This window comes from Geminicoccaceae bacterium, from assembly GCA_020638465.1.
In the GTDB taxonomy this organism is placed as follows: Bacteria; Pseudomonadota; Alphaproteobacteria; order Geminicoccales; family Geminicoccaceae; genus JAGREO01.
Map to the genome: position 1 here is coordinate 672,234 of JACKIM010000001.1, position 26,961 is coordinate 699,194.

At 59.3% G+C, this 26,961-nt stretch carries 19 protein-coding genes; 10 read left to right on the plus strand and 9 right to left on the minus strand.

Going from position 1 to position 26,961, the window contains the following annotated elements; all coding sequences use genetic code 11:
• Positions 1–5: 5 nt before the first annotated feature.
• From ftsY to H6851_03275, 5 genes are all read right to left on the minus strand, one after another.
• Positions 6–1,088, minus strand: coding sequence for a signal recognition particle-docking protein FtsY (gene ftsY, locus H6851_03255; protein MCB9942625.1), 1,083 nt, complete (start codon positions 1,086–1,088; stop codon positions 6–8).
• Entirely contained in the window at positions 1,085–2,374 is a 1,290-nt protein-coding gene (gene mtaB, locus H6851_03260; GenBank protein ID MCB9942626.1) for a tRNA (N(6)-L-threonylcarbamoyladenosine(37)-C(2))-methylthiotransferase MtaB, read from the minus strand. The genes ftsY and mtaB overlap by 4 nt, the downstream gene beginning before the upstream one ends.
• On the minus strand, positions 2,371–3,204 hold the full coding sequence (locus H6851_03265; protein MCB9942627.1) for a diaminopimelate epimerase: 834 nt from the start codon (positions 3,202–3,204) through the stop codon (positions 2,371–2,373). Before H6851_03265 ends, mtaB begins: the two co-directional genes overlap by 4 nt.
• Positions 3,205–3,414: 210 nt before the next feature.
• Complete coding sequence (locus H6851_03270; GenBank protein MCB9942628.1) at positions 3,415–4,737, minus strand: EAL domain-containing protein; 1,323 nt, start codon at positions 4,735–4,737, stop codon at positions 3,415–3,417.
• A gap of 90 nt (positions 4,738–4,827) precedes the next feature.
• The gene (locus H6851_03275; GenBank protein ID MCB9942629.1) at positions 4,828–5,694 is read right to left on the minus strand and encodes an EamA family transporter; all 867 of its coding nucleotides are present in this window, start codon (positions 5,692–5,694) and stop codon (positions 4,828–4,830) included.
• A gap of 147 nt (positions 5,695–5,841) precedes the next feature.
• Here H6851_03275 and H6851_03280 point away from each other — a divergent pair, with 147 nt between their 5' ends.
• From H6851_03280 to H6851_03295, 4 genes are all read left to right on the plus strand, one after another.
• A complete protein-coding gene (locus H6851_03280) occupies positions 5,842–6,792 on the plus strand; it encodes a hypothetical protein (GenBank protein MCB9942630.1) in 951 nt (316 codons plus the stop codon).
• Between the two features lie 110 nt (positions 6,793–6,902).
• On the plus strand, positions 6,903–7,343 hold the full coding sequence (locus H6851_03285; protein MCB9942631.1) for a hypothetical protein: 441 nt from the start codon (positions 6,903–6,905) through the stop codon (positions 7,341–7,343).
• 43 nt (positions 7,344–7,386) lie between these two features.
• Positions 7,387–7,953: a hypothetical protein gene (locus tag H6851_03290; GenBank protein MCB9942632.1), complete on the plus strand. Its 567-nt coding sequence runs from the start codon at positions 7,387–7,389 to the stop codon at positions 7,951–7,953.
• A 176-nt stretch (positions 7,954–8,129) separates the two neighbouring features.
• Positions 8,130–8,594 carry an SCO family protein gene (locus H6851_03295; GenBank protein MCB9942633.1) on the plus strand — a complete coding sequence of 155 codons (465 nt, stop codon included), beginning with the start codon at positions 8,130–8,132 and terminating at the stop codon, positions 8,592–8,594.
• 30 nt (positions 8,595–8,624) lie between these two features.
• On the opposite strand, the gene H6851_03300 is transcribed toward H6851_03295, so the two are convergent.
• The 4 genes from H6851_03300 to H6851_03315 form a co-directional block, all read right to left on the minus strand.
• Complete coding sequence (locus H6851_03300) at positions 8,625–10,223, minus strand: transposase (GenBank protein ID MCB9942634.1); 1,599 nt, start codon at positions 10,221–10,223, stop codon at positions 8,625–8,627.
• 391 nt (positions 10,224–10,614) lie between these two features.
• Complete coding sequence (locus H6851_03305) at positions 10,615–12,639, minus strand: MFS transporter (GenBank protein MCB9942635.1); 2,025 nt, start codon at positions 12,637–12,639, stop codon at positions 10,615–10,617.
• 118 nt (positions 12,640–12,757) lie between these two features.
• Positions 12,758–13,369 (minus strand): polysaccharide export protein, encoded by a 612-nt coding sequence (locus H6851_03310; GenBank protein ID MCB9942636.1) that lies wholly within the window; start codon positions 13,367–13,369, stop codon positions 12,758–12,760.
• A gap of 142 nt (positions 13,370–13,511) precedes the next feature.
• A complete protein-coding gene (locus H6851_03315) occupies positions 13,512–14,732 on the minus strand; it encodes an outer membrane beta-barrel protein (GenBank protein MCB9942637.1) in 1,221 nt (406 codons plus the stop codon).
• 385 nt (positions 14,733–15,117) lie between these two features.
• Here H6851_03315 and H6851_03320 point away from each other — a divergent pair, with 385 nt between their 5' ends.
• From H6851_03320 to H6851_03345, 6 genes are all read left to right on the plus strand, one after another.
• Positions 15,118–15,876, plus strand: coding sequence for a serine/threonine protein phosphatase (locus tag H6851_03320; GenBank protein ID MCB9942638.1), 759 nt, complete (start codon positions 15,118–15,120; stop codon positions 15,874–15,876).
• A 361-nt stretch (positions 15,877–16,237) separates the two neighbouring features.
• Positions 16,238–17,260, plus strand: a complete 1,023-nt coding sequence (gene galE / locus H6851_03325; protein MCB9942639.1) for a UDP-glucose 4-epimerase GalE — start codon at positions 16,238–16,240, stop codon at positions 17,258–17,260.
• A gap of 122 nt (positions 17,261–17,382) precedes the next feature.
• The gene (locus H6851_03330; protein ID MCB9942640.1) at positions 17,383–19,623 is read left to right on the plus strand and encodes a mechanosensitive ion channel; all 2,241 of its coding nucleotides are present in this window, start codon (positions 17,383–17,385) and stop codon (positions 19,621–19,623) included.
• Positions 19,620–21,518: an outer membrane protein assembly factor gene (locus H6851_03335; protein MCB9942641.1), complete on the plus strand. Its 1,899-nt coding sequence runs from the start codon at positions 19,620–19,622 to the stop codon at positions 21,516–21,518. The genes H6851_03330 and H6851_03335 overlap by 4 nt, the downstream gene beginning before the upstream one ends.
• A gap of 119 nt (positions 21,519–21,637) precedes the next feature.
• On the plus strand, positions 21,638–26,020 hold the full coding sequence (locus tag H6851_03340; GenBank protein MCB9942642.1) for a translocation/assembly module TamB domain-containing protein: 4,383 nt from the start codon (positions 21,638–21,640) through the stop codon (positions 26,018–26,020).
• A 138-nt stretch (positions 26,021–26,158) separates the two neighbouring features.
• On the plus strand, positions 26,159–26,959 hold the full coding sequence (locus H6851_03345) for an ABC transporter permease (GenBank protein MCB9942643.1): 801 nt from the start codon (positions 26,159–26,161) through the stop codon (positions 26,957–26,959).
• Positions 26,960–26,961 lie beyond the last annotated feature (2 nt).

Consider the following 26,961-nt stretch of genomic DNA (forward strand, 5'->3'; position numbering starts at 1 on the left):
ACCGGTCAGACTGTTTCCAGGCCAAGCAGGCTACGGGCAAAAGCCCTCGCCTCGAACGGACGGAGGTCGTCAATGGTCTCTCCCACACCCACGGCATGAACGGGAAGACCGAAGCGTTCGGCCAAGGCCACGACCACACCGCCACGCGCCGTACCGTCAAGCTTGGTGACGACCAGACCCGAAACATCGACCATCTGCCTGAACACCTCCACCTGATTGTGAGTGTTCTGACCGGTGGTTGCATCGAGTACCAGCACGACATCATGCGGCGCTGTCGGGTCCTGCTTTTTCAACACTCGGACGATCTTGGCAAGCTCATCCATCAACCCCTGCTTGTTTTGCAGCCGCCCTGCGGTATCGACGAGCAGCACGTCATAACCTTCGGCCCGTGCCCGTTGCAGCGCATCGAACGCAAGGCCCGCCGCGTCGGCGCCGGTCGCAGCCTTCATCACCGGGCATCCGTTGCGTTCACCCCAGATCTCAAGCTGTTCCACCGCCGCGGCACGAAAGGTGTCACAGGCGGCCATCATCACCTTGCGATCCATGAGCATCTGCTGCTTGGCAAGCTTGCCTATCGTCGTCGTCTTGCCGACACCGTTGACTCCGGCCACCAGCACGACCTGGGGCTTGCACCCAGCGCGTTCCGGCAAGGGCCGGGCGACCGGCTCAAGCACCTTGCTGATCTCGGTGGCCAGCGCTTCGCGGATCTCGACATCACTGACCTCCCTGCCAAAACGTCCTTCGGCGATACGCGCGGTCATGCGCGCCGACGTCGTCACACCGAGATCGGCCATGATCAGCGCTTCCTCGAGCTCCTCCAGGGTTTCATCGTCGAGCTTGCGCTTTGTGAAGATGCCCGTGATGCTGCCGGTCAGCGCGCCTGACGATCGCGAGAGCCCGGCACGCAAACGTTGCATCCATCCCATTCTGGGAGGGTCATCGGGCGTGGGCGCGGCCTGGACAGGTGTGCCGGTCGCCTCGACAGGGGGAAATACCGGGTCGGGAGATGCAGTTTCGGCAGTCGTTGCAGTCTCCTTGCCCCTGCCGCGGAAGCGAGAGAACCACCCCCCCTTGTCCTTCTCACTCATTCGATGACGCTTCCCACAAGCATATGTTGGTCGACGGCTTCAATGGCCACATCACGCAGCGTTCCACCATCGGCAGGTGTCGTCAGGCGCACAGGAGCGAAATGTTGGGTATGCCCGCGATTGCCGCGCTCGACGAGCACCTGTCGCTTCGTCCCTACCTGCCCGGCGAGGAACCGGGCCAGGCATTCTTCCCCCACCGAGCGTAACCGGGCTGCCCGTTCCTTGACAACTTGTCTTGCAACCTGAGGCATACGCGCTGCGGGTGTCGACGGGCGTGGCGAGTAGGGGAAGACGTGGAGGAAGGTCAGTCCGGCCTCGTCCACGATGGCCAGCGACTGCTCGAACATGGCATCTGTCTCGGTGGGAAAGCCCGCGATCATGTCCGCACCGAAGGCCAGTTCCGGCCGACGTTCCCTCAAGCGCCCGCAGAGCTCGATAACGTCGCCGCGCAGATGCCGCCGTTTCATCCGCTTGAGGATCATGTCATCCCCGGCCTGCAGGCTCAGATGGACATGCGGCATCACCCGGTCATGGCCGGCCAGAAGCTCGAACAACAGCGGGTCGATTGCGGCAGGGTCGAGCGATGTCAGCCGCAGGCGGGCAAGTCCGGGCAGCTCTGCGAGCAGCCGTTCGACCAGATCGCCCAGCCGGGACTGTTCGCCCATGTCGCGCCCCCAGGATGCGATATCGACACCCGTGAGGACAATCTCCTGATAGCCATTGTCGAGCAGACGTCGGGATTGCTCGATCACCTGGTCAACCGCAATGCTGCGATTGTTGCCGCGTCCCAGCGGGATGACACAGAACGTGCAGCGATGGTCGCAGCCCTGCTGAACCTGAACGAAGGCACGACTGCGGCCGTCGAAGCCATCGACCAGATGGCTCGCCGTCTCGCGCACCTGCATGATGTCCTGCACGACCAGTTCACTGCCACCGGCCAGCGCGCGCCAGGCCGAAGGCAGCAGCTTGTCGTGATTCCCCAACAGATGATCGACTTCCTTCATGGCACGATAGCCATCGGGGTCGATCTGCACGCTGCAACCCGTGACGATGATACGCTTTTCCGGGTTTTCGCGACGGGCCCGGCGGATGGCCTGCCTGGCCTGGCGCTCGGCTTCGGCCGTTACGGCACATGTGTGGATGATTACCGCATCATCGAGGCCAGCCGCATGGGCATGACGGACGATGATCTCCGATTCGAAACTGTTGAGCCTGCAACCGAACGTCACAACTTCGGGACCACGTCCCTCGCAGTCGGCCCTACCAGTTGGCCGCGGGTCGCTCATGCCACCATGTCCATCAGTTCGATGACCCCGGCAAAAACCCGGGCAACCGGCCCCGTCATGACCACCGGCCCGTCGCCATCCCATGCAATGTCCAGTTCGCCACCATCGAGTTCGAGCGTCGCTCGTCCACCGACCAGACCGCGACGGACAGCCGCGACCAGAGCCGCACAGGCACCGCTGCCGCAGGCTTGCGTCAGACCCGCCCCCCTCTCGTGCACGCGCAACCGGATGCGATCATCGCCTTTTACATGGGCAAAACCGATATTGGCTGCCTCGGGAAACATCGCATGATGTTCCAGTTCGGGGCCGAAACGCTCGACGAGTTCGACGTCCTCGACGAAGAAGACGGCATGCGGATTGCCCATCGACACCGCGACCGGGTCCGGCAGAAAAGGGTGATGGATCGGAACACGCAATGTGTCGCAAGCGGCCGCAAGCGGAATGGCCTGCCAGTCCAGCGCCGGCACCGTCATGCGTACCGCGATCCGGCCGTCGGCGAGACGATCCGCCTCCAGGCGACCAGCGATGGTACGGATCGTCACCCTGTCCTGGCCCAGTTCGTCGGCCAACAGCGATGCCACGCACCGTGTCGCATTGCCACATGCCCCTGCGCGCGATCCATCCGCATTGAAGAAGGACAACCGGATGTCGGCATCGGCCGGATCATCGGCGCGCTCAAGCAAGGCGAGCTGGTCGAAGCCGATACCCCGGTGGCGGTCGCCGATCCAGCGGATACGCTCTTCGCTCAATGAGACATGTTCCCCGCGACCGTCAACGATCACGAAGTCATTTCCCAGCCCGTGCATCTTCAGGAACTTCAAGCTCTTCATGGCGCCGCAATAGAAGGGAGTTCGGCGATAAATGCAACGGCTGTGCCAGACATGGCAACAGCTTGCAGCCTGACCATGATATGGTGTCGGCGATGCCGCATGTCACGCCGTGACATTCGCGCATCAAAACCCGTCAATGACGAAATCATCGCCATATGGATATCCGCCGATGGAGCAGTTTCTCCCGGTCGGGAAAAATCCGACCTGAGATCAGTCCCCTGAACCGGAAGACATGTTGCCCGCAACGCCGGAAACGTGAAGTCTCTGCATCGACGCCACCGCTTCCTCGGTCATGCCCAGAATACGGCGATAATCCATCTTCATGTTCTGGTCGAGCTGTTCGATCGAACAAGGTCGACCAAGGTAGAATCCCTGGACGAGATCGCAGCCCATCGACCGCACCTCGGCCATTTGCTCGGCGGTCTCCACGCCCTCCACGCAAACCTGCAACCCGAGACCATGCCCAAGATTGATCGTCGCTTCGAGGACGGTACGCGAGCGCGGGTCACGACCGAGGTGTTTCACGAAGTCACGATCGATCTTGAGCTGATCGATGGGCAGATTGCGCAGGTAGGAGAAATTCGAAAATCCCGTGCCGAAATCGTCGATGGCGGTCCGGACCCCCAGAGACCGCACTTCATTGAGCGTGGCGCTGGTCGCACGAATGTCCTCCAGCATCAGGCCCTCGGTGATCTCGATTGTCATCTGCTCGGGGCGAATGCCGGAACTTTCGAGCACATCCTCGACCTCGAAGACGAAACTGCGTTCGGTCAGCTGGCGTGGCGAGACATTGACCGCCATTTCCAGTCCGGTTTCGGCAATACCGTGCTCGCTGAATTGCCTGGCAGCTTCCTCAAGCACCCAACCTCCCAGGCGCGGGATGAAGCCGGAGCGTTCGGCTATCGGAATGAAATCCGAAGGCGCAACCGCACCGATGCGCACGTCCTCCCAGCGTACCAGGGCCTCGACACCGGAAAAGCGCCCGATATTCAGATCGAACTGTGGCTGGAAAACCAGCGAAAGTGCCTGATTGGCCATGGCCTCGCGCAAGGCATTCTCGATGGCCGAAGCGCGATAGATCCCTTCGGCCATCGGGCCTGCGAAGAGCTGGGTCCTGCACGACGAATGAAGCGCATTGTCGGACGCGATCTGCGCCTTGGACAGCAGTTCGCGAAGCCGCGTCCCATCCTCGGGTGACAGCGAAATACCGATGGCCGGCCTGACATGCAGGGGAACCCCCAGACAGCTCAAGGGTTCGTCGAAAGCAGCCTCCACCTTCATGGCAAGCTGGGAAACGGCGCCCAGGGCATGAGCATCGCGAACAACGGCGAATATCTCGTCACCCCAGCTGCGGCAGATCATCTTCCCACCCAGCCTGTCATCCAGCCGGCCGTGGATCGCTTCGATGACGGCAATGCCAAAATCGGCACCGCTCGCAATCATGGAATTCCTGAAATTGGGCAGCCGAATGGCCAGCACGGCCGCTTCGGAAGCGCATTTCAGATCGGCTTCGAGATCTTCGAACCAGTTCATTCGGCCAAGGCCTTGCTCGCCTATTCTTCAAAAAATCAACCATGCCGAGAATAGCGGGATGAAGTTAAGAAATGCTGTATGGCTAAAAATTTAACGATATTTCCGTGACCGGCTCCGCATGCCGACGATCGCGTTGATCGTCAGGACCATCAACAGAAGCGCTCCGCCGATCAGGGTCCGCAGTGGCGGCTGTTCGCCCAGTGCCAGCCAGACCCACAACGGACCCAATGCCGTTTCCACGAGCATCAGGAGGCTGACCTCCGGCGCCGGAAGATAGCGGGGTCCTGTGCTGATGAGCGCAAACGATACGGGCGAAACGAAAAACGCCAGCAAACCCAGCCACAACCAGTCCTGAGATGTCACCGTCACGGTATCGGCCATGAACAGTGCGATTGTCATCGTTCCCAGGCCGCTCATCGCCACGGCGGGCAGCATGTCGCGATTCCTTGCCCTTCGCAGCAGGGTGAACAACGTCGCCAGCAGGATCATCGTGACGAGGCCCGCCATGTCTCCCGCGACGTGGCCCGTGCCCAGGCTGGATGAAAGCGTCAGGACCACCGCCGCAACCGAAACGATGCCAGCCACCAGCGTCCTGCGCTCGACACGTTCCTTCAGCCAGAAACGGGCCAGAATGGCGGCCATCAGCGGCGATGTCGCGATGATCACGAGTGTGTTGGCCACCGAGGTGTGCGTGATGGACAACACGAAGCAGCACTGACTCACCGCAAACAGTCCGATGATGATCACACCGTCAGTGCCGGTCGCGCGCAATGCGCCCGGCGTGTGACGGCCATGGGTCCAGATGACGATGAGAGCCTGCACGAGGAAAAAGCCGAAGCCGCGATAGACCAGGACTGTCCAGGGGTCGGCATTCACCAGACGCAACAGGAGCGCATCCGGAGTAATGATGAGCACTCCCAGCGTGGTGATCATCAGTCCCTTCGCATAATCGCTCATCGCGCTGCCTCTTGCATTTGCGGCACTGCACCGACATGGTTAGGAAATGGTTGCGCCATGATGTGATTGATCTCTCGTCGGTATGGCATGGACATCGGAGCGTCGGTTAGGGTTCCGGCCAGTCAGTGAAAGTGAGTGAGAGGCGACATGGACATCCTCGCGATTGCACTGGTGACGAGCATCGTCCTGAGCACCCTGCTCATGACTTCCGTACTGGCACGGACCGGTTTGCGCGGACGTGTCCGCCTGGTTCCCATTGGACTCATACTTGGCGTACTGAGCGGATTGCTCGAATTCTACTGGGCCATCGAAGACAATCCACTCATCGTCCGGATCGGCTATCTCCCGGCACAGATCCTCGTCATCGCCTGTGCCCGGGCCATGCTTTATGGGTTGCTGACAGGCTCTGCAATCGTGCTCACGCTTGGTCGCGTCGAGAAAACCAATCGCCGGGCCGATGTCATGACCATCGGCATCGCCGTGGGCTTCGGTTTCGGCATGGCCACGACCTTCGTCGGTCTTACCGAGGGGCTGGGCTGGCCACCGGGACAGCTTATCATCGCCACCGTCAACCTGCCGATGCAGATCTGTTTCGGCATATTGTTGGCATCGACCGTTCTGGTATCACGTTTCGACACCCCCTCGTCGCACCGTATCGCCTTGTCATATCTGCTGGCACTCGTCATCCAGGCTGCCTATCAGGCCGTTCTCATCACCAATGACACGATCGGATACTGGCTGGCCTGGCTGCAGCCCGTGACACTCGGCTTCGTCTGGATCGGCCTCATCATGTTGATATGGCTCGTGGGCATCGCCGTAATGAACGCCCAACAGCGCGCCGACCTTCCCGGAGAGCAAATGCTGGAGCTGCGCAGGCAGCAGTCGCGCATGATCCTGAATCCGGTGACATGGTTCATGATTGGTCTGCTTGTGGTCCTATCGACTTTCTGGCTGGTCTACATGGCCGTCCAGGCCAATCTCGATACGGCACTCGGCCGGGTCATGATCTACACGGTACTCGCGACACCACTGCTTTGTGCCGCCGTGATCCTCCGGACCGCACACCAGTTGCGCCGTAAACCGGTCGTCGCCCGCTGACCTGCTCTCCGGGACTTCGCCTGACGGTTCATCACCTCACGCCATCGCGACTGGATATCGTCCCGGCGGCACGTTAGCGTGCGAGGCGATGAACATCAGGGAGAATGTCCATGCGTCTTCCAGCCCTAGTTCTCGTCCTGTCGACCTTCATCCCCAACGGGGGCAAGACAGCGGAATCGGTCCATCTCGAAGGAGAAATCATCGATACCTGGTGTTATTTCTCAGGTGTCATGGGTGGAACGGATGCCGTGGTCGGAAGCGCCCATCACACCTGCGCGCTGTGGTGTGCCGCAGGCGGAATTCCGGTAGGTCTGCTGACCGATGACGGGTCGGTCTACCTCATCCTCGGTTTCAATGGAGAGGACCCTGTCAACAACGACAGGCTCATGGATGTGCAAAGCCAGAGACTGACAGTCGAGGGCACGGCCTATGAACGTGACGGCCTGCGCTATCTCTCGGTCGAGCAGGTCGTATCGACGGCGGGTATCGTCAATCGCAACCATGAGGATTTCGGCCCGGTACCACCTTTCGCCATCCCGGAACTGAACTGACGGAGACTGTCCGATGATGCCCGTTTCCGGACATCCCCCATCCATGCGACTGTTTTGTGGCAGCGCCCTTTTGCTGACCATTCTGGCTGCCACGACCCCTGTTTCGTCCATCGCGACAGCAGGGGAAAGCAAGGCGAAGAGCTGGGGCCTCAATGACGAGGAGGCCGCCGTTGTCGAAGGCAAGGTCGTGGATCTTCTCTGCGAGTTGTCCGGTGACTGCCCGACTGATTGTGGCAATGGCGATAGACAGCTTGGTGCGCTCACGAATGATGACCGCCTCATCGCCATTTCCAAGAACGGCCAGCCTGCATTCAACGGTGCCGTCTCCGACCTCCTGCCCTATTGCGGCAAGGTGGTCGAGATGGACGGCCTCTTTACCGGCCAGGGGTCGGCCCGCGTCTACCAGGTTCAGTTGATTCGCGAAAAGGGAGCCGCCGACTGGTCGAAAGCCAATCTCTGGACCGAAATCCGCGCTCATTCGCAACCACCCCTGCTGCCGGGCGACGGCCCATGGTTTCGCCGCGATCCGCGCGTCCTGGAGAGAATCGAACGCGATGGCTATCTGGGACTTGGCAAGGAAACCGATGCGGAATTCATAGCAGAATGGTGAAAATTGCCCTTTTCGGCATCGCCGCCGCATCTCTGTTCATGCTGAGCTCGTCCGGCTTGCGCGCGCATGACCGAATGCACATGCCAACGGCAGAAACAACCCGGCCCGGGACCATCCCGATCGGAGTATCCGCTGCGACAGGGAAGGATGATCTGCCTGTCACACTTGATCAAGATGTGGGGCTCCATCTGCGCGACCAGTTCGGGCACCCCTTCACCGACAATGACCTCAGAGGAAGACGCAGTCTCGTCTTCTTCGGTTATGCCCGATGCGAGGGCATCTGCCCTCAGGCTTTGCCGCTGATGGCCGAAGCAGCCCGCCTGCTGGAGGAAGACGGAAAATCCGTGCAACTGGTGTTGATCACGATCGACGACGAGCATGACGACCCGCAAACGCTGCGAACCTGGCTCGCCGAGCTGCATCCGGCGTTTCGGGGCCTGACGGGAGGGGCGAGTGCACTGGCCGACGCCCGGCAGAAATTTCACGTAAGGCGATCACTCGCCATGGAGAATGATGACGGTCCGATATATCGGCATGGCACATTTATCTACCATGTCGGTCCGAATCTGGAACTTTCCGGATTGCTTCCACCGATGCTTTCTCCAGAAAAATTGGCAGGTATTCTCGATGGTTACCTCTGATTGCGGTAACCGGTGCAAAAGTCCGGGCGATCAGACCTTGGCGGCGGTGACGAGCTGGGCGAGTGGTGGGATTTCTGTCGTGTATGGTACGGCGAGTCGGTGGCCGAGGAGCTGGAAGAAGGAGACGTCGAGTTTCTGGCAGGTTTTCATGCAGCCGAGCAGGGTATCGCGTGCCTGACGGCCGGCATCGGACCAGGTGCCGCCGGAGATCTTGCGTTTGGTGACGTGGCAGCGGATGTCGTTTTCCGAGCCGTTGGTGTGCAGGGGGATTTCGGGTCGGTCGAGGACCAGGAGGAGTTCCGGTTTGCGGGCATGCAGGCGTGCGAGCAGGCGATCGAGGGTGGCGAAACCGGTCTTGCGCTTGAAGATGCGGTCGAAGCGGGCACGGAGCTGGGCAGCTCGCGACCTTTGCGGGGCTTGTTTGTAAGCCTTGAGATCGGCGTAGAACCACCAGACGAGCTGGCGGAGGAGATCGATGGCACGTCTTTGGCTTTCATTGAAGCCGACGAGCTTGTGGATCAGGCGCTCGGCATGAACCCAACAGAGTGCATGTTGGCCGACGCGGAACTGTCCGGCGCCATCGGAGACGATGACGGTATCGTTCAGCAGACCGTGGTGGTGGATGCTGCCCCACAGTGCGGCCTCGGTGGCGATTTTGACCGGGTCGGGGTGAACATCGAGTTGATCGATACCGAGTTCGCCCAGATGGGCCGAGAAGGCGCCGCGATCGGCGAATGTCCTGGTGTCATGCGCCTCCAGCCGGGCGATCACGGAGCCTGCCAGCGCATGTTTGCGCATGTAGCTGAAGGCGTCGTCATTGAGGACATAACCGCCATGACCGGCGCGCAGCAGTTCGAGAAAATTCACCCGGCTCTTGGAAAACGTCGTCGCGAAGTGGGTGAAGCGGTCATCGCCGATCTGGGTGGTGAAGCCGTTTTTGGCGCCATGCCGGGCGCCGGTGTCATCGACGGTGATCCATTTCGCGCTCTCGAGACCGGCGCGGAACAGCTCCGTGGCCTCGTCATGCAAATCGCCTGGATCATTGTTCAACAGCCGGATGACCTGGCACTTGGAAATGACGATGCCGATCTCGTTCAGCATCGCCGTCAAGCGTTCCGTCGTGACCTGGCCCTGGACGTGCTGCAGAATGATGAACCGCACCAGTTCAGGCCCGAAATGCCCGCACAAGCCCTGGGGCAACGGCGCTGTCACCGTTCGCCCGTCCGGCGTCATCCAGCGCTCCCGGCGATAGCGGATCACCCGGCTCTCCAGCCGCAGATCCTGCACGACAAAATCCTCATACCCCTTGAACCGCGAGCCGGGCGGCGCCTCAACCCCGAGCTTCTGCTCCTCGCTCACCACAGGAACCCGCCGGCTGGCCTTCGACGAACCACCCCGCTTGCCCTTGCCGCCTCGCTTGCCTGTGGCCGTCGATGTTCCGGCCTTCGCTGCCATCCCCGACGGTTTGATCTTCGGCCGCCCTTTCAGCCCCTTGAGCCGGGCAATCTCATCCCGCAATGCTGCATTCTCCGCCTCCAGCAAAGCGACGCGCTCCAGCAGCGCCGCAACCAAATCGCGGAGATCATCAAGGCCGAGTGTGGCGAGGTTGGTGGCATTGGGCTTGGACATAACAAACTTGAATCACGTCCCATCGCTCTTGGGAATCGAGAACATATTCTTATTCCATGCGCGCAGATCAAGCCTCAAAAATCCAGTCCGCCCGGACTTTTGCACCGGTTACTGATTGCGGTAGCGCAACGAGCGATTTGAGATAAAGTTATCTAAATTTTTACACGATAATTCTTTGAGATATTCAACCATACGGTTATATTAACTCTCGTGTTCATGGGTATTCCCCGTGACACCCGACTTGAGGCGTTTCCTCCCTATTCGACTTGGACCGCGAGCTTGCTTGCGGTCCATTTTTTTTCTTGCGCAGCAATACGCCGTCGACGACGCCTCATGTCCGTCCGATCAACCTGTCAAGCCGATGCCCGTCCGGATGTGAAGCCGCTTTCGGTTACCCTTCCCCGGCCGAAGAATTTCCCGATTGATCGGCCAGGCTTATGCCCTCGCGCGAAAGCAGCCACAGTAGGAACAGCGCCGGCAACGCGAAAAGAGTCGAGGAAATGAAGAACCAGCTCCAGCCCACTGCATCGGCATAGAACCCCGATACGGGAATGACGATGAATTTTGCAAACATCTGCATGAAGGAACTCAGCATAGCGTACTGTGTGGCTGAATAATTCACGTTGCACAATGACGACAGGAAGGCGACGAAGATCGTCGTTCCGAGCCCGCCCGAGATATTCTCGATGATGATAAGCAAGGTAAACAACGGCATCAGATCGGTACCGATCTCGCCGCGCGCGGCCATCTCGGCCTCTGTCAATTCCCGCCCTGTCGACAATGCCTGATTGGTGATGACAAGCGCATCGGCTCCAAAATGCGCGACCACGGCAAACATCAGATTGGACAGGGACATGACGATGGTCGCGATAACCATGGCTCGCATCATGCCAACCCTGAAGAGCAGAACGCCTGCGGCCGCACTGCCCAGAAGAGTCATCCACAGGCCGAAGGTCTTCGAGATGGCGGCAATCTGATCCTTGCCGAACCCGACATCGATGTAAAATGGATTGGCAAGAAGTTGCAGGATGGCATCGCTGGATTTGAACACCGATATCAGCAGCAGGATGATAATTGCGATCTTGATGCCATGGGCACGGAAGAAATCGTAGTAGGGCCCGACGACAGCCCGGCGGGTCCAGAGATGCAGCTTCGTCTCCTCGTCGATGGACGTGATGCCGAAATTCGCCAGCGCATACCGGCTGAAATAGAAGAACCCGTAGAAGAAGACGAAGAACAGGAACTTGATCCAAAGCCCGGCAATCATCACCGTTGTCGGAGTGACGACATCGCCATAGGCCCACGCGATACCGAAGAGGGCCACGACCTTGCTCGAAAACAGCCAGCAGGCTGCCACGAACAGCCAGGCATAGACCTCTCCAACGAAGCCACCGGACGCGGGAATCGCATACAGGGCGAGTTCGACGAGCAGCCACAGGAGACTGGCCATCGCGAAGTTCTTGGCCAGATAGGAAGCCGACCCCCGCCGCTCAAAGAGCAGCCAGCCATTCCATATCCCGATGGCGGTCAAGACAACGGCTCCCAGCGTGGCCGCAACTTGCTGGACCGATATGTCGCCACTTTCCAGCGTCCAGGGTCCGTGGAAAGGCGACAGAAGCCCGAAAACCAGGGAAACGGGTTCGAGCAGCAGCAACCAGAACAGGACAAAGGCAAAAGTTCCAGCAATGCGACGATATGACGCGATAACATCGGCAGGCATGCTGCGAACGAGATTGTCCTCCTCGAGGACAGTGTCGTCGACCAGTTCGGTGTTTGATCCCTCGGGTTCACGAACGAAGAAGGTCGTCCCGATGCCCACAAGCATGAGCAGAGCCATCGCCAGATAGGCGGACGACCAGCCATACCATTCGGCGATGAACAGGGCACCGGCGGTGGCGATCCACATTGCTACCCGGTATCCGAGAACGGCGTTGGCGGCTCCCGCACCGAGTTCCTTTTGTGGCAGGCTGTCGATGCGAAAGGCATCGATGACCACGTCCTGACTGGCAGAGAAGAACGCGACGACCACCGCCATGAAGGCGGTCCACCAGAGATCCACACCCGGTTCAGTCTGCCCAAGCCCCCAGATGGCGCCAACGAGACAGATCTGGGTGACGAGCATCCAGCCCCGCCTTCTGCCGAGGAGCGTGGTGAAGGGAGGCAATGGCATCCGGTCGATCAGCGGCGCCCAGATGAACTTGAGCGTATAAGGAACGAAAATGAATCCGAACAGCCCGATCTCGCCGCGTGAAAGCCCCTCTTCGCGCAGCCAGGTCGACAGTGTTGTCGCGACCAGCATGATGGGCAGGCCGCTCGAAAACCCGAGCAGCAGGATCGCAATCACCCGGCGGTCCGAATAGACCCTGTGTGCGTCCTTGAGCCAATCCCGCAACTTCACGACAACATCACCGGACATGCATCATTCCTCGCGTTAGACGCGCATGATGCTATCGTCAATGAACGTCACGTGGAAAGTAAAAGTGCCGCCGGGTGAAAGCCTTCAAAGCGTGACGATGCCCGCCTATCGCCACCGATCAGAAAAAGCGTTCGCCGATCTCGACAATATCGCCAGGCGCTATTTTCGTCGTAACCGGAACGCTCACCTTCGGTGCGTTCGATCCGCCGCGCTGCACGGTGATGTCTTCCTGATTGGCCCTGTACGTAAAGCCGCCGGCAAGCGCCACGCCATTCAGGACGGTCATGCCGTTACTGTATTCATAGGAACCCGGCGAATTGACTTCGCCGAGGATGTAGAACGGACGATAGGTCAGCACCTCGATGCTGACCTGGGGATCGACCAGATAGCCATCCTTGAGCTTGTCCGCGATACGCTGCTCCAGTTCGGTCGAGGTCAGCCCGTTGGCGGCGACCTGGCCGATCAGCGGCATGGAAAAATTGCCACGCCCGTCAAGTTCGAACTCGCCCGACAGGTCCTCATGACGGAAGACATTGATCCTCAGCTTGTCACCGGCCGCGAGGACATAGTCACCGGGTTCGAGGGTCGCCGCCCCCTGTTGCCCCTCGGTGGTGGAGACGGGAGGTGGCAAGGTGCCGGTCGATGTCGAACTGCTGCCGGTGCAGGCACTGAGCCCCAGCGTCAGAAAAAGCAGGAACACGAAGGTGGCTGTACGGCTGAGCCGGCTCATCATTAACTCTCCAGGCAACGATATGGCGAGAGGACGACTGCAAGATGGGCGAACCTGAACGATCCGCCCTCAATCTAGCCCTCTCACGATACGGAAACAAGAAACCACCGCGCGTTAAAAATCACTTAATGCACGATCTCGATCAGAACTGGGCAACCAGCCCGATGCGGAAGATGCTCCTTGTATACTCGTTGTTGCTGGAGTCGGAATTCCTGTGGGAGAAATCATACGTCGCATCGACGCCGAGATTCCGGTTGAGCAGGTAGCGCACCCCCGCTCCGGCCTTCACCGACTTGTCGGTCCGGCTGGTGCCCTTGAAGTCATCGTGGATATAACCGATGTTCCCCGTGAGGATAATGTTGCGCCGCAGTTCGTGCGTGACGTCGATCTGGGCGATCGCCTCCGCGATACCCGATGCAGGATCGCCATCGACGACCTCGGTCGTCTCCCGGATCTCGCCCGAAAGGGTACCGACCACGGTTGTGAGCTGTGTCGGCAGCCATGTCAGCGAGACGTTCGCCGCCGGCGAGTCGATATTATCCAGATCGTCGTCATCATAGGTCTGCTTGGTGTAACCGATCGATGCCTCGCCGGTGAGCAATCCCGTCAGTTCGACCTCGACACCGACATTGCCTCCATAGTTCTCGGAATTGCGGTCAAGGCCGGAATCGTTCGGAGTCTCGTCATACTCCACATAGCCCATGTAACCTTCGCCAAAAACCGAAAGTCTCGGAGAAATGGCATACCCAACGCGTCCGCGCATCCGGTATCGGTTGCTGTCGCGGTCGTCATTGTTGACATTCCGTGTGTCTTCAAAATCTACACGATTAAACGTGAACGTCGGCTCAATATAGACACGATTGAAGTTATGCCGATAGCCGAGATCCATTCCTGTCCGGTAATACTTGGTGACTTCCTTGTCACCGGACTCGTTCGGATCGTCGCGCTCTTCATGAGCCCGCCGCCCGAACAAACGGACCTTGAACGCGCTGTTGCGCATGACGTCAATGCGGCCGTTGAGACCAATCCCTGCATCGTAGAAGTTGCTGTCGTGATTGTCGCTGTAGAGACCGGCATCGCCATCCAGGCTCACATCGAGCTGGTGGCGGGACCACTGCGATTCCGCCGTGATGCTGGGACGAATGCCGAAGATGATGTCGTCCGTCTCGTCGTTGTTGGTAGCGAAGATATTGTCGTCATACGAGGCATCGGTCTCGACCTGCGGGTGGATCAGGAAGGATCCGGCGCGAATGCCGAGGGGGTCGAAGTCGCCCACCTGTTGTGCCGCCGCATCATGGCTCAGGACCAGTGCGAGCGCCACCGGCAGTACCACGGAGCCCGTTGCCAAGAACGACCGCGTCAACCTGCTTTTCGACAACACTTTACTCCTTTCACTACCAGCCATTCCCGTCGAAGAAATCGACAACAGCCAGATTCCCATCCATGGTTGAGCAGGGTCGATGTTACGACATGACGACGCAAACCCGGCATCTTTTCCTGACGTCGGACAAATATCTCAACCCGTGGTATAGATATCGCTGCGCGAAAAACGACGCAACCGAACATGCAGGAATTCACCAGTTCAGTCTCACGATATGGTAAGAATGCTCCTGTATGTTTCCGTTATGCCACAAGGAGCCTTGTTTCTACCCATGAGGGAATGTACGAGATGAATTATCTACCATGGAGATTCTGTCCTGCTTAGGCGATTGTTTCAAAAACCCAGAACTGCCGAACCTGAGGAGCCACTGATCAACGGCCGCCCTCCCCGATTGCCGGCCGCCGTTCGGATCTATGCCATTGGCGACATTCATGGCCGGCTCGACCTGCTCCTCGACATGGAACAGAAAATTCGCGACGATATCGCCCGAAGTCCGGCCAACCTGCGTCGGATCGTCATTTATCTGGGCGATTATGTCGATCGCGGGTTTGACAGTGCTGCGGTGCTTGATCACCTGAGCGGTCCACCGCTCGAAGGCTTCGAGCGCGTCCTGCTGTTGGGCAATCATGACGCCTGGCTTCGGGACTTTGTTGATGGCCAGCCGGCGGTCGGGCCGAGCTGGATGCGATTCGGTGGCGATGCGACCTTGCTGAGCTACGGCATCAAGATTGATTTCACGCTGCCCGAAGAAAAACGTATCATCCAAGCCCATCAACGACTTACTTCGAAGTTTCCAGTACAACACCGGCAGTTCCTCCAGGACCTCGAGCTGGCCTACGGACTGGGAGACTATTTTTTCTGCCATGCGGGGATACGTCCCGATGTTGCTCTTGAAGAACAGGGCGAACAGGACCTGATCTGGATTCGCGAACCGTTCCTCAGCTGGCAGGGTGAATGCGGCAAGATCATCGTCCACGGACATACGATCGAAGAACAACCGGTGCTGCGCCATAACCGGATTGGAATCGATACCGGCGCGTGCTTCACCGCGAACCTGACCTGCCTTGTCCTCGAAGAGGATACCATCCGCTTCCTGTCGACCGGTGCCACACCGCCAGACACCTGAACTGCGCCCCGGACGAGAGCAGCCCCGCTTTCGGGACGATCGGCGTGGCGGGAAAACACGCTGCCGGCATCCAGTTCCGAACATGTGCACTTCAGGTGGCGACGATGGTCCGTGAACAGTTCGACCGTCGCCAGCCTCTCAATATCCCGTTAACAATGCTCATGTACGATTTGCCATGAAAGGAATATGGACCGCTTGTATTCGTCTACCGTTTTGGTTGTACCAACCATGCGTGAAATTGCCGTCGACGCAACATACCAAACACATCCACGGGAAACGGCGCATACGCGTTTCCGTAGCACCAAGCGTGGTACGGTTGATCATAACCAGCCCCAGTTCAAGCCCCTAACGGAGCCCGCCCATGCCCCTTCGTATCCTCGTCACAGGCGGTGCCGGCTACATCGGCAGCCACATCGTCCGGGATCTCACGGACGCAGGACATGATGTCGTCGTATTCGACAACCTCTATTCCGGACACCGTTGGGCTGTTGGCGAAGCCGAACTGCTGATCGGCGATCTCGGCGATGTCCGCCGGCTCGAAACATTGCTCAGCGAACATTCATTTGACGCCCTCGTCCACTGCGCCGCTCACATCTGGGTGGGGGAGTCGGTGGATCATCCCGGCAAGTACTATGCAAACAATACGTGCAATGCACTGCGCCTGTTCGATCTTTGCGCAAAATACGGCATCCGTTCCGTTGTCTTCTCCTCCACCGCAGCTGTTTACGGCGAACCCGATACCGACCTGATTTCCGAAGATACCCCCCTTGCACCCATCAACCCCTACGGTGCTTCGAAAATGATGGCTGAACGCGGCCTTCAGGACATCGCCGCGGCATCGGGCATGGGCTTTGCCATCCTGCGTTATTTCAACGTCGCCGGCGCCGATGGACAGGCCCGGATCGGCGAGGCCACCCCCAACAACTCGCACCTCATCAAGATCGCTTGCGAGACGGCATATGGATTGCGCCCGTCCATGCGCATCAACGGCACCGATTATCCGACACCCGATGGAACGTGCATACGCGATTATGTACATGTTGATGATCTCGCCGCAGCCCATGTCGCGGCCCTCGACTATCTCGAGGCGCAAGGTTCCTCCTTCATTGCCAATTGCGGTTACGGCCACGGCTTCAGCGTCCGCGAGGTACTCGAAACCGTCCAACAAATCACCGGGAACCCCTTCCCGATCAATGAAGGTCCAAGGCGCCAGGGGGATCCGCCGGTTCTGATTGCCTCCAACACCCGGATCCGCGAGGTGCTGGGCTTCCAGCCCCGGCATGACGACCTCGACGACATCGTACGGACAGCATGGAAATGGGAAAACCGCCTGCAGGAGATGCACAGGGCATCGGCGTCCGGTGGACAGGTCACCTCCGGTTGACAAGAACAACCCTATCACACCAATTTGCGATGTTTGCCACCTGCAGCTATCAATGAGCGGCCAAACCGATGGTGAATCGACCCGGCTGCATTTCCTGATCAAAAGTGAGAGCGTACATCGACATGGTGCGAGTCTGTCTGACTTTCGTTCTGATTGTCCTTGTCCTGTTCAACACTCACTCGTCGCTTCATGCGCAGTCTGCCCTGATTGCAACTGAAACCAAGGTCATCAAAAGCGCGAGCGGCGACACGGCAGCCGACAATGCCAAACCGGGCGACAATGCCGACCTGTTGCGGGTTCTTGAGGATCCGGTAGCACGCAACACCCTGATCGCGCGCATCAAGGCGCTGCAAAAACAGACCAGCGAGTCGCCGACTGCCGTCAAGGATGCGGCGATCATGGACGACCTGATGGGCGAGGTCCAGGAGCGTCAGGAAGCTGTCCAGAACGTGCTGGTCGACGTCGGCGAGTCATGGCGCCAGTTACCCTTTCTGCTCGTATGGCTGAAGCAGCAACTGAGCGATCCGACCCGCCGCGCCATGTGGAGAGATGCGGCGCTGCGCCTGTCGATCATCTTCGCCATTGGCATCGTTGGACGGACATTCGTTCGCGAGCGACTGTTTGCCAAAGTCGGGCAATGGACTTCCCGCCACCCTCTCCAGATGCTGATTGTCGGAATCTGTTCGGGAGCCACGTTTCTGGCGCTGACCGTCCCGCCACTGCATTTCTTCGGCAGTACCTACATGGTCAGGGCCACCGGTATACAGCTGATGATCGGCCTGGTCGGGTTCTGGTTCTGGGGCACGCTCATAACGGGCTGCCTCGGCAAGGGAGGGTTCATTTCGCATCAGCAGCGGGAAGCCGGCATTCTCGAGCGCACCCTCAAGCGCAGCGGCCAGGTCGGAATCTTCGGTTATTTTGCCGTTGCCGCCGCCCGTGTTCTCGGTCTCCCGAACACGATCGGCGGATTCATCGAACATATCGTGTTCTTCGGTGTGATGCTCTCGCTTTGCATCATGGTCCTGCGCATCCGCGAATGGGTTGCCGCCGGCCTGCGCAAGAGGGCCGCAACCAGCCAGACGGCCTTGAGCCGTTTCATGCCGATGAGCTTTCTCGCCAGCACATGGCACATCTTCGCGATCATCTGGATCGTGGTGCATTACCTGGTCTGGGCCCTGAACATTCCAGGTGGATTTTTCTATCTCGCGCGGGCGACGCTGCTGACCACGCTGATCCTCGCCTTTGCTCGCACGCTCGTCTTGTGGATCGACCGCAGCTTCGCATCCGGCGTTCCGATTGCAGCGGATGCCGACGAATTGTTGCCCGGTGTTCAGGAGCGCGCAACACGGTACGCGAATCCCCTCCGCCTCCTGCTCCGCGGCTTCGTGATCGGTGCCATGGTTCTACTCTTGCTGGAGGCATGGGAAACCCGGGTCGTCGAGTGGTTGGGCACCGATACGGGCAAATTCATCAGCCTGAAGATCTTCTCACTTGTTGCGATCTGCACCTCCGCGGTTCTTGCCTCCGAAGGGCTGGCCCTGCTGATCGAGCGCTTCGTCGGCGCCAAGGACGAACAGGGCAAGCCGCTGCACAGCAATCGCGCCCGTACCCTCGCCAGCATTCTCAAGAATGTCCTGATCCTGTTCATTGTCACCACTGCGATGATGCTGGCATTGAGCGAAATCGGTGTCGACGCCGCAGCACTGCTGGCTGGTGCCGGTGTCGTCGGTCTGGCCATCGGTTTCGGTTCGCAGCGCCTGGTTCAGGACCTGATCAATGGCCTCTTCATCCTGCTTGGAGATACACTGCGGGTCGGTGATGTCGTCGAGGTCGGCGGCAAGTCCGGCGTGGTCGAAAGCATCACCATGCGCACGATCGCCCTTCGCAGCTATGACGGGTCCGTGCATACCATTCCCTACAGTTCCATCGACATCATCACCAACATGACCAAGGATTTCTCCTATGCCGTGCTGGACATCGGGGTGGCGTACCGAGAAGATGTCGACCAGGTGATGAAGGTCATGGGCGAAGTCGATGCAGGATTGCGACGCGAGTGGCCCTACAGGCGAATCATCCTTGAACCCCTTGATATTGCCGGCGTCGATGCGCTCGGCGAATCATCGGTGATGATCAAGGCCCGTTCGAAGGTCCATCCAGGTGAACAATGGGGCGTGCGGCGCGAACTGGTCCGTCGTCTCAAGCGCCGGTTCGATGAACTCGGTATCGAAATTCCGTTCCCGCACCAGACCGTGTACTTTGGCGCGGACCGCGATGGCAAGGCTCCGCCGCTCTTCATCGAAAAGGTAAGCCGTGACATGAGGGAAGAACGGGAAAAGAGCGACATCGCGGAAGAAAAGACTTGAAAGCAGCCCTGGCTCTCATCCCGATCCTCCTTCTCACCGGCTGTCTCGGGTTCGGTGAATCCCAGGACGATGACGTCGAGGGCCTTCCCCCGGCACCTCCCGGCATCCCGTATGCCGTCAGCGTCGAGCCCCAGACCGGGGAAACGCTGGATGGCGACGTCGAGCCCTATCTGCTATCCGCCTCGCAGGCTGCCCAGCAGACTGATCAGGAACCCGCGAGCCTGCTCGTACTGCGTCATCGTGCGGAAAACGATCTTCCCAGACTGCTGACCGCACTCAAGGCGCAGGGTTATTATCAGGGCAAGGTCGATTACCGGATCGATATCGACGACAAGGAAGCCAGGGACGCAGCGGACGAGGACGCCGCCAGGGATGACAGCACGACCGAAGAAATCACCACACTCCTGACCGGCCCATCCACGCAACTGGTTTACGAGGTCACGCCGGGACCAAGATTCGTTTTCGGCAAGCGAACCATCAAGGTCGACGGGAATCCCGGACGTTACGATGTGCCTCACGCGGGTAAAATCGGCCTCAAGCAGGGTGAGCCTGCAGTGGCGCAGAAGGTCCTCGACGCGGAAAAGCTGCTGATCCGCAGCGCGGAGGAAAATGGTTTCGCCTTTGCGAAGATCTCCGATCGCGAAGTCACCGTCGATTTCGACACCCATACCATGGATGTCAAACTGGACCTCCAGCTTGGCAAGGTGATCGAATTCGCAGAACCGACCTTCACGGGAACGGAAGGTATCGACGAGCACTTCCTTCGTGACAAGATACCCTATCAGACCGGAGCCGATTTCGATCCGAGAAAGCTCGATAGGGCACGAGAAAACCTGGTTGACACCAATCTGTTCTCGACGGTGAAGGTCGTGCGCGGCACCGAGGTCGATGCAACCGACCGCCTGCCGGTGGAGGTGGAACTGACGCAGCGCAAGCATCGCACGATCGGTGCCGGCCTCGGTTACCTTTCAGGTGACGGACCCAATGCGCGGGTCTACTGGGAGCATCGCAACAGTTTCGGAGCCGGTGAACTCCTGCATTTCGAAGCCTATGGATCGCGAAGCACTCAGGAAGTCAGCGGACGCTTTCGCAAGCCCGACATCTTCATTCCCGACCTGGCACTCATTGGCGATGTCAATATCCATACCGAAGATACAGACGCCTATTCCAGCCAGTCGATCGGTGCGGGAATCGGTGTGGAACGCATATTCAACAAGCATATCACAGGCACGACCGGCGTCAGCTACAGATATGCAAAGATCAAGGAAAATCATAAAGATGACAATACCGTCGGCCTGATTTCGATTCCAACAAGTCTGGCATTCGACTACAGTGACAACCTGCTGGACCCCAGCGATGGCTGGCGTCTCGATGTTTCAGGAACACCTTTCTGGGATACGATTGGCGGAACGACAAAATTCTTCAAAACAAGAGCAACCCATACCCGGTATTTCAAGATCCGCAAGAACCCGCGCCTGATATTTGCGACACGTGGCAGCATCGGCTCGATCGTCGGAGCCGATCGTGACGAAATTCCTGCCGACGAGCGCTTCTATGCAGGCGGCGGAGGCTCGATACGCGGTATCCCCTATCAGCTTGCCGGCGATCTCCAGGACGGCGAACCGGTGGGTGGGCGCTCCGTGCTGGAAGGTAGCGGCGAAATCCGCTGGAGCGCGTTCCAGTCGGTTGAGTTGGTAACATTTTTCGATGCCGGAAGCGTATTCGACTCAGTAACACCCACTTTTGACAATAACCTTCAAATGGGGACGGGTATGGGGATCCGCTATCTGACCCCTGTCGGCCCACTTCGCCTGGATGTCGGAGTGCCCGTCGATCGACGCCATGGCATCGACGATGCCTTCCAGTTCTACCTGAGCATCGGTCAGGCCTACTGACCGGCCACGGTAGCCGATCAGGCTCCGGTTCTTAAAGAATCATAATGTCAGAGCAAATGGAACATTCAGAACTTTGCGCTATCCTGTAATCGGTTAGCCCATCTGGACCGTGGAATCGGATGATCAGAAAACTTGGTCGGATCGCGCTGTATAGCGTCTTGCTGATGATCGTGCTCATTGGCATCGCCTTTGGTGCATTGCAGACCCGTTTTGCAAGGGACAAGATCGCAACGCTCATCCAGCAGGCGTTGACCGACGAGAACCAGACTGCCGAGGTCGACGGACTTGGCGGGCTGCTGCCGTTCGACATCCGTCTTGCGTCGTTCCGCCTTGCCGACAGTCATGGAATCTGGCTTGAGGTCGACGGTGCCAGACTTGAAACCTCACCATGGCGGCTCATTTCACGCCAGGTCGTCATCGATAGGCTCGGCGCAACCCGGATAGCCGTTCTTCGGTCGCCCGATCTTCCACCATCCGAGCCTCAACCGGATCAGCCCTTCAGCCTGCCCCAGCCCCCCGATCTCCCGGAAAGCCTGCCCGTCGCACTCGATGCCGGGGAAATTCGCGTCGACCGGATCGAGTTGGGAGAACCATTGCTCGGTGAGGCGATGACCCTCACACTCGATGGCGGGGTTCGCACGACAGACAATCGCGACCGACTCGATGCACGGGTGGATATCCATCGTACCGACAAGGACACGCTGGGAGCTGTCTTGGGCGTCAATATCGACCTCGCGAAAGGCGATATCGGCGTCCAGGCCGACATCAGGGAAAATGGCGGTCTCGTCGCGCGCCTCTCGAAGATCGAAGAAGCCGGTCCGCTCAATGTCACCTTGCGCGGCAACGGGCCGCTCTCCTCATGGCGTGCGAAACTGGACATGGCGGCCGAGGGACTGGTCAAGGGTGGAATCCAGCTTGGTCTGCAATATACAGATACACCGGACATCGATCTTGCCGCCGAGATCATCCCGTCATCGGATCTCGTTCCCCGGAAATTCGCCGATCTGGTTGGTGACAGCCTCAATCTCGACCTGAAAGCGGGCATTCCCGCACCGGGTCAGGTCAAGCTGGAGCGACTCAAGGTTCGCGCCGCCCTGCTCACGGTGGATGGCAAGGCCAGCGCGTCGCTGGATGACAATACTTTCGATGGTTCGATCACTGCCAATGTCGAAAATCTCGACCGGTTGAGTCAACTGGCCGGCACGCCTCTGGGTGGCACCGCCAGTCTCGTCCTGAATGCCGTGGGCACGTTCGACAACCCGGCGATCGAGGTCAATCTGGACGGATCGGACCTTAGCGGTGCGGATTTTCTCGCCCAAACGATCGAGGGACGCTTTGACCTCGCCCTTCTCTCCCCCCTCAATGAGGGCTTCAAGGGCATGGATGCCAAGGGTGGCATGACCATCCAGGGCCTCGAACAGGGGGGCCAGCCGCTTCGCCCGGAAGATTCGCTCACCCTGGCTCTCGACGCCCATCTGCCACTCGAAGGCCAGGCTGTCGTCCGGCAACTCGAAGTGGTCGGCCAGCATGTCGACCTGAATGCCACGGCACAGCTCGACATGCCCAGCCTCGCAGGACCGGCGGCAATCAGGCTTGGTGTCAACGATCTGGCAGGCCTCATCCACGGCCTGGGCCCGATGGCCCCACAGGGGCTGAAAATTTCCGGTTCTGCAAATCTTCTCATCGATGCGAAGATCGGCGAGCAAGCAAAAGAGATCGACGCGGACATTACACTGAATACCAAGGGAATTGCCGGCATTCCCGGCGGTGCCGATGGTGTTGTCGGCAGCACGCCCGGCCTGGCCGCAAAGGCACGGTTCGTCCAGGGGCAAAGAGTCGAAGTCAAGGGTCTTGACGTTCATGCGGCCTCGGCATCGCTCAAGGGCGACCTTGCACTTGGTCTCGACAAGGCGAAAGCTCTCGGTGGCCGGATCGTCCTCGATGTTCCGGCCCTGTCAGCATTCAACGATCTGGCAAAGCAGCAACTTGGAGGCAAGGTAGCGGCCGACATCAAGCTCGCGGGCAGTCTGTCGGCACCGCAGGTCAATGCGCATGCCGAGATTTCCAAACTGATCGCAGCCGACCAGAGCTTCGATCGCATCACCCTCGATGCCACATCATCCGGTCCTGCCGATAAACTCGGCGGCAAGGTCGCTCTTGAAGCCGAACAATTCTCGCATGTGCTTTCATTATCCAGCGAATACATACTTACCCCACAGTCGGTTAACCTTTCGGGACTGAAGCTTTCCGGACCCGCGACGGATATTGCCGGCGATCTGGCCGTCGATCTCAAATCCAGGTTGGCCAGCGGAAATCTCAAGGGCGGGATCAGCGACCTCTCCGCTCTCGAACCGTGGCTCAGGCAGGGCCTCACGGGGGCACTGGACGTCGATGTCGCCCTGTCGGGCAATCAGGGACAGCAGGATGCCGCGGCGAAAATCAGGATACCTGCGCTGTCGGGCAGCTTTGGCGACGTCACGGGCCTCGACGTCGACGCCACGGTGAAGGATGCACTGGGCAAACTCGGTGTCGACGGCAGGATCGGCCTCGCGCATTTCAGCCAGCCCGGCCTCGACATCACCTCGGCGACAGTCAATGTCGGCGGCGATCTCGACATGCTGACACTGAAGGCCAATGCCGAAGGTCAACAGCAAAAGGATAAGTTCAACATCGATACCGAAGCGAGACTGTCGATCAAGGGGGAGAAAAGGGAGATCTATCTCGACAGGCTCACCGGGCGTGCAGCAGGCCAGGACATTTCACTGCGTTCCCCCGCCAAAGTCATCCTCGACAATGGCGACGTGAACGTTGACAAGCTCGACCTCGTCGTTGGCGATGCCCGGATCGAAGGCAACGCGACGATGGGAAAGGGTCGGATCGACGGTCATATCCAATTGGGAACGCTCCCGCTTTCGATGCTTGCATCGTTCGGCGCACCTCAACTGACAGGCACGGCCAAGGGGGACCTGAAACTGACGGGTACGACCTCGAAACCCGCCATCTCGCTCGCCCTCAATCTCGATGGCGTGAAGCCCGGGGACCCATTTTACACAAATAAACCGGGTTTTGGTGCCGACATCAACGCGAAAATAGACAGCGGACGCATGGCGCTGGACGTGTCGGTGGATGGCATGTCACCGGAGCCCGGCAAGATCACGCTGACCATCCCGCTCAAGCTGACGCTCGAACCATTCGCCTTCGATCTCGCGAGCAACGCTCCACTGGACGGGAAGGTCAACGCCAAGCTCGATATGGGACAGCTGTCGCTGCTCGCATCGCTCGATGGCCAGCGTGTCAGCGGCATCATTGATGTTGATCTCGCGATAGGTGGTCGCCTCAACCGCCCCCTGCTCGATGGCAGCATGATCCTCGACAACGGCCAGTTCCTGGACGCTGCAAGCGGCTTCGCGCTGGTCAACACACGGATGCGCCTCGAAGCCAAGGGTCAGAGCATCAACATCGCCAAGCTCGAAGCGACGGACGGCGCGACGGGCCGCATCGGCCTTTCCGGCTCGGCCAATATCGACATGAGTGGACGTCTCCCCTTCGATATCAAATTGACAAGCAAGGGAATGCGCGTGCTGGAGAGCGATCTGGGCACCGCCTTCGTGACATCCGACCTGTCGATCAAGGGCAACAAGCAGAGTGCGGCCATCAAGGGAAAAGTCAATCTCGATTCGGCGAATCTCCAGATCCCCGGCGGAGGTGCCATTGACCCTGTCAAGCTGGACGTGATCGAAATCGGCAAGGGCACGGATGCTGCCGCGAACCGGAACAGGAAACCCCAACGGCCCGCTCCCGCCTACAAGCTCTCGCTGGACATCGATTTTCAGGCGCCATCGAAACTGTTTGTCCGTGGACGGGGTGTCGAGTCGGAATGGGGCGGATCACTGGATATCACTGGCACTGCGACCAATCCGAGTATTGCCGGCTCGATCGATTTCCGGCGTGGCTATGTGGATTTTCTCGACCGTCGGTTCGATATTCGCAAGGGGCAGATCAGCTTCAGTGGCGACATCATTCCGAACATCGAAATCACTGCCGCGGCACAGGGTGAACAACTGGTGGGTGTCATCACTATCACCGGCCCGGCGACCAAGCCCGACCTGGAACTGTCAAGCGAACCCGATCGCCCCCAGGACGAGATTCTCGCCGATCTGCTGTTCAAGCGTGACATATCCTCGATCACGCCGGCCCAGGGCCTGCGCCTCGCCGCAGCGGTGCGCACACTCGAAGGCGGCGGTCCGGGCACGATCGGAAGGCTCCGCGACGCCGTCGGCCTCGACACGCTCGACGTCGGTAGCGACGACACCGGCGGTGCAACAGCCAAGGCCGGGAAGTATATTGCCGATGGAGTGTTTCTTGAAGTCGAACGCGGCATCGCCTCCGGCAGCGGCAAGGCAACGGTCGAAATCGAACTCACCGACAACATCACCGTCAACACCGAGGTCAACGAGAACGCGCAGACCGGTGTTGGCATCGAATGGAGCTTGGATTACTAGAGCCCCCTTCAAAGGAGCCTTCCAGCGTGCCGCGAGTGTTCTCCGCCAGAGATTCAGGCCGGAGATCCTCCACGCGGGGCAAGGCCAGCAACGGAGGCAGGATTGAGCCAGACAAGACAGGTCGCACCGGACATCGATCTGCCCGATGACGGCAGCACCTTCGGCACGGTCGGCGACATCAACTTCATCGGTCTCTGGACACTCTACTGCAAGGAGGTCTGGCGCTTTCTCAAGGTCGTGACCCAGACGGTCATGGCACCGGTGGTGACCACGCTCATCTTCCTTGCCATCTTCACGCTCGCACTGGGCCGATCCGGACGAATGGTCGGCGACCTGCACTTCCTTGAATTCCTCGCGCCCGGGCTGATCATGATGGCAGTGGTTCAAAACGCCTTTGCCAATACCTCATCCTCGATCATGATCGCCAAAGTCCAGGGGAACATCGTCGATTACCTGATGCCGCCACTCTCATCCGGCGAGTTGCTTTTCGGCGTGATCGCCGGCGGTGTGACACGCGGCTTTCTGGTGGGCATCGCGGTGTGGCTGGCCATGCTGTCGTTCGTCAACGTGATGCCGTACAGCTGGACCCTGGTGATTGTGTTCACCCTGCTAGCGTCAGTGATGCTCGCCCTTCTGGGCTTCATGGCTGCCCTATGGGCGGAGAAATTCGACCAGATGGCTGCCGTGACCAATTTTGTCATCACACCGCTATCCTTCCTGTCGGGAACCTTTTATTCCGTGCAGCAACTCCCGGGAGTATTCCACGCCATAGCGCTGGCCAATCCGTTCTTCTACATGATCGACGGCGTCCGCTATGGCTTCACCGCACATGCGGACGGCTCCATCTGGGTCGGCATCATCTTTCTGGCCCTCTTGAATTGCGGGCTTTGGTTCTTTGCTTTGCACCTGCTTCGCATAGGCTACAAACTCAAGGCCTGAGG

What these genes read in the sequence shown, in the direction of transcription:
- galE (MCB9942639.1), top strand. Translation starts at nt 16,238, where the DNA reads ATGCCCCTTCGTATCCTCGTCACAGGCGGTGCCGGCTACATCGGCAGC.
- H6851_03310 (MCB9942636.1), bottom strand. Translation starts at nt 13,369, where the DNA reads ATGAGCCGGCTCAGCCGTACAGCCACCTTCGTGTTCCTGCTTTTTCTG.
- H6851_03305 (MCB9942635.1), bottom strand. Translation starts at nt 12,639, where the DNA reads ATGTCCGGTGATGTTGTCGTGAAGTTGCGGGATTGGCTCAAGGACGCA.
- mtaB (MCB9942626.1), bottom strand. Translation starts at nt 2,374, where the DNA reads ATGAGCGACCCGCGGCCAACTGGTAGGGCCGACTGCGAGGGACGTGGT.
- H6851_03280 (MCB9942630.1), top strand. Translation starts at nt 5,842, where the DNA reads ATGGACATCCTCGCGATTGCACTGGTGACGAGCATCGTCCTGAGCACC.
- H6851_03290 (MCB9942632.1), top strand. Translation starts at nt 7,387, where the DNA reads ATGCGACTGTTTTGTGGCAGCGCCCTTTTGCTGACCATTCTGGCTGCC.
- ftsY (MCB9942625.1), bottom strand. Translation starts at nt 1,088, where the DNA reads ATGAGTGAGAAGGACAAGGGGGGGTGGTTCTCTCGCTTCCGCGGCAGG.
- H6851_03300 (MCB9942634.1), bottom strand. Translation starts at nt 10,223, where the DNA reads ATGTCCAAGCCCAATGCCACCAACCTCGCCACACTCGGCCTTGATGAT.
- H6851_03330 (MCB9942640.1), top strand. Translation starts at nt 17,383, where the DNA reads ATGGTGCGAGTCTGTCTGACTTTCGTTCTGATTGTCCTTGTCCTGTTC.
- H6851_03340 (MCB9942642.1), top strand. Translation starts at nt 21,638, where the DNA reads ATGATCAGAAAACTTGGTCGGATCGCGCTGTATAGCGTCTTGCTGATG.
- H6851_03265 (MCB9942627.1), bottom strand. Translation starts at nt 3,204, where the DNA reads ATGAAGAGCTTGAAGTTCCTGAAGATGCACGGGCTGGGAAATGACTTC.
- H6851_03270 (MCB9942628.1), bottom strand. Translation starts at nt 4,737, where the DNA reads ATGAACTGGTTCGAAGATCTCGAAGCCGATCTGAAATGCGCTTCCGAA.
- H6851_03285 (MCB9942631.1), top strand. Translation starts at nt 6,903, where the DNA reads ATGCGTCTTCCAGCCCTAGTTCTCGTCCTGTCGACCTTCATCCCCAAC.
- H6851_03275 (MCB9942629.1), bottom strand. Translation starts at nt 5,694, where the DNA reads ATGAGCGATTATGCGAAGGGACTGATGATCACCACGCTGGGAGTGCTC.